At 26.7% G+C, this 3,009-nt stretch carries 4 protein-coding genes; all 4 read left to right on the top strand.

Features of this window, described 5'->3' with window-relative positions:
• The coding region (locus ACMOUI_RS09890) for a polysaccharide biosynthesis C-terminal domain-containing protein (protein WP_418965535.1) at positions 1–316 on the top strand (316 nt) is incomplete at its 5' end.
• 3 nt (positions 317–319) lie between these two features.
• Positions 320–946, top strand: coding sequence for an acetyltransferase (locus ACMOUI_RS09885; protein WP_418965534.1), 627 nt, complete (start codon positions 320–322; stop codon positions 944–946).
• On the top strand, positions 939–1,979 hold the full coding sequence (neuB, locus tag ACMOUI_RS09880) for an N-acetylneuraminate synthase (protein WP_418965533.1): 1,041 nt from the start codon (positions 939–941) through the stop codon (positions 1,977–1,979). Before ACMOUI_RS09885 ends, neuB begins: the two co-directional genes overlap by 8 nt.
• A gap of 2 nt (positions 1,980–1,981) precedes the next feature.
• Positions 1,982–3,009: cytidylyltransferase domain-containing protein (locus ACMOUI_RS09875; RefSeq protein WP_418965532.1), on the top strand; the 1,028-nt coding region annotated here is incomplete at its 3' end.

Here is a 3,009-nt window from a genome sequence, read left to right as displayed (position 1 = left end):
ATATACACCAGCAATATTATGCTACGGAATATTAACAGTTTCCGTTTTTTTTAAGGCGAATGGTGCGCTTCAAACAGGACATATGACATTAAAAAGAATAACAAAAAAAAGTTTTTATAAAACACTATTTGGATTAGTTTTAAATATTATTTTAAATTTAACACTGATTCCAAAATATGGAATTTATGGTGCAGCGATTGCTACTTCAATAACACAAGTATTCACAATATTTATAGTTGATTATTTTATAAAAGAATATAGAGAACAATTTTTTATACAATTAAAATCATTTAATCCCTTAAATATGAAAGGATAAATTATGAAAAATCTAATAGTTTTAGGAGCTGGAGGATTTGCTAAATCAATAATAGATGCTTTAGATAGGAGTCAATATAACCTAATAGGTTTTATTGACTCTTTTAAAAAAGGTGAGCATCAAGGTTATAAGATTTTAGCTAATTCAATAGAAGAGTTAGAAAACAAAGAGGAGTACATATATTTTATAGGAATAGGAGAACCTAAAATTAGAGAGGAGTATTTCTATAAATTAAAAAAGTATAATCTCAAATTAGCAAATATAATAGATAAAACAGCTATTTTATCTAGAAATATAACTTTAGGAGAAGGTGTATTTGTAGGAAAAATGGTTATAGTTAATGCTGATGCAATTTTGGAAGATAATGTAGTTTTAAATACAAGATCGTTAATAGAGCATGGTAATCATATAGGAGCTCATACAAATATTTCAACTAATTCAGTATTAAATGGTGATGTGAAAGTAGGTAAAGCTACATTTATAGGAAGCTGTACAGTAGTTAATGGTCAAATAAAAATAGGAAGTAATTCAATTATAGGATCAGGATCAGTAGTTATAAGAGATATAGATGACAATGTTGTTGTAGCAGGAAGCCCAACGAGATTTATTAGGAGGAATATAAATGAATAAAGTATATATTGTAGCTGAAATAGGATGTAATCATAATGGTGATTTTAAATTAGCTAAGCAAATGGTAGAGGTAGCGAAAAGTTGTGGAGTAGATGCAGTAAAATTCCAGACATTTAAAGCAGATCAATTAATATCAAAGTATGCACCAAAAGCAGAATATCAAATAAAAGTAACTGGAGCAACAGAGAGTCAATTAGAAATGACAAAAAAATTAGAACTTCCATATGATGAATTTATTAAATTGGAGGATTATGCAAAAGAACTAGGATTAGATGTATTTTCTACACCTTTTGATTTTGATTCAATTGATTTTTTAGCTAGTCAAAAGCAAAAAGTTTGGAAGATTCCATCTGGTGAGATATTGAATTTACCATATTTAGAAAAAATAGCAAAACTTCCTATAGAAGATAAAGAGATAGTTATTTCAACAGGAATGGCAACAATAGAAGAAATAAAATTAGCATTATCAGTTTTAGAAAAAAATGGAGTATCAAAAGATAAGATAACAATACTTCACTGTAATACAGAGTATCCTACACCTTATGAAGATGTGAATCTTAATGCAATTAAACATTTACAAAAGGAGTTTTCAGAATATAAAATTGGATTTTCTGATCATTCAGAAGGATATTTTGCAGGAATAGCTTCAGTTCCTTATGGTATAACATTTATAGAGAAGCATTTTACATTGGATAAAAACTTTGAAGGACCTGACCATAAAGCATCTATTACACCTAATGAATTAGAACTGTTATGTAAAGGAATTAGAGCAGTTGAAAAAGCTTTAGGATCTTCAGAAAAAATAGTAACTAATTCTGAAAAGAAAAATAAGATTGTAGCTAGAAAATCAATTGTAGCTAAAAAGAATATTAAAAAAGGTGATATCTATACAATAGAAAATATAACAACAAAAAGACCAGGAAATGGAATAAGTCCAATGTTTTGGCATGAAATATTAGGCAAAGTTGCAGAAAAAGATTTTGAAGAGGATCAATTGATAGAACATTCTGGATTTACTGCACAAGAGGTATAACAATGAATCTAAAAAAAATAGCAATAATTCCTGCGAGAAGTGGGTCTAAAGGATTACCAAATAAAAATATATTAATGTTATTAGATAAACCCTTAATAGCTTATACGATAGAAGCTGCTATAAAAAGTAATGAATTTCAAAGAGTTATAGTAAGCACAGATTCTTTAGAATATAAAGAGATTTCAGAAAAATATGGAGCTGAAGTTATATTAAGAAATGATTATTTATCTAATGATAAAGCAACATCTTTTATGGTAATAGAAGATGTATTAAAAAAAATAAAAATTGAAAATTTAGATTACTTTATGTTATTGCAACCAACATCTCCTTTTAGAGATGAAAAACATATAGTAGATTCAATAAAAGAGTTTGAAAAGGAATATAGTAACTTGGATTTTTTAGTTTCTATGACAGAAAGTTCTAAGTCAGCTGATTTAATAAAAAGAATAGGAAGCGATAAAACTCTAAAAAATTATGATTTAGATTATTCTAATTATAGAAGACAAGATGGCAAAGAGTATTATCCTAATGGAGCAATTTTTATAGGAAAAGCAAATAAATATCTGGAAAAAAAACATTTTTTTGGAGAAAAAACTTTAGCATATTTTATGAATAAAGAGGACTCTATAGATATAGATGATAGATTAGATTTTGAAGTAGCTATAACAATTGCAACTAAGAAAAAGAAAAAAATATTACTTTTAAATATGATAAAAGAAAGAATAAAAGAAAAAAAATTGTATTTTGAACAAGTAAAACCAATAACATTGATTGGACATTCAATATTCGACTATTGGGAGATATCTAAACTGAATGGATATGAAGTAAATAATCTTGGAATAGCAGGTATAAGCACAAAAGAATATATCGATTTAATATTAAAAAAAGATTTAATAAAATTTTTGGGCAAGAAAATAATTCTCTTCTCTGGAACAAATGATATGGTAATAGAGGGATGGAAAAAAGAGGATACTTTAAATTGGATTAATGAAACGGTAGCTATTTTAAAATCTATAAAAAAGGATATAGA

The organism is Cetobacterium sp., assembly GCF_048470075.1.
Lineage (GTDB): Bacteria > Fusobacteriota > Fusobacteriia > Fusobacteriales > Fusobacteriaceae > Cetobacterium_A.
The sequence above is the reverse complement of the archived record's forward strand: the minus strand, read 5'-3'. Positions and strand labels throughout refer to the sequence as shown.